Genomic DNA, 783 nt, shown 5'->3' on the forward strand with positions numbered 1-783 from the left:
ACCGCAAGGTCGTCGACGGCAGGGTGACCGAGCAGATCGACTACCTGACCGCCGACGAGGAAGACCGCTACGTCAAGGCGCAGGCCAACACGGTGCTCAACGCCGACGGCACGTTCGCCGACTCGCGTGTCCTGGTCCGCACCAAGGGCGGTGAGACCGAGCTCGCCCGTGCCGAGGAGGTCGACTACATCGACGTGTCGCCGCGCCAGATGGTGTCGGTGGCCACCGCGATGATCCCGTTCCTCGAGCACGACGACGCCAACCGCGCGCTCATGGGCGCGAACATGATGCGCCAGTCGGTGCCGCTGCTCAAGAGCGAGGCGCCGCTGGTCGGCACCGGCATGGAATACCGTGCCGCGACCGACGCCGGCGACGTCATCAGCGCCGAGAAGGCGGGCGTGGTCGAGGAGGTCTCGGCCGACTACATCACGGTGATGAACGACGACGGCACGCGGACGACGTATCGCGTGGCGAAGTTCAAGCGCTCCAACCAGGGCACCTCGTTCAACCAGAAGCCGATCGTGGCGGAGGGTGACCGGATCGAGGTCAACCAGGTCATCGCCGACGGTCCCTGCAGCGACCACGGTGAGATGGCGCTGGGCAAGAACCTGCTGGTGGCGTTCATGCCGTGGGAGGGCCACAACTACGAAGACGCCGTCATCATCTCGCAACGGCTGGTGCAGGACGACGTGCTGTCCTCGATCCACATCGAGGAGCACGAGGTCGACGCCCGTGACACCAAGCTGGGGCCTGAGGAGATCACGCGGGACATCCCGAACGTCT

Annotated in this window: 1 pseudogene; it reads left to right on the forward strand. The window is 66.3% G+C overall.

Annotated elements, in window-relative coordinates:
• Positions 1 to 783, forward strand: a pseudogene (locus ACTWPT_RS60140) (DNA-directed RNA polymerase subunit beta); the annotation flags it as partial.

The sequence above is a fragment of the Nonomuraea sp. 3N208 genome (genome assembly GCF_052245935.1).
Classification (GTDB): Bacteria; Actinomycetota; Actinomycetes; order Streptosporangiales; family Streptosporangiaceae; genus Nonomuraea.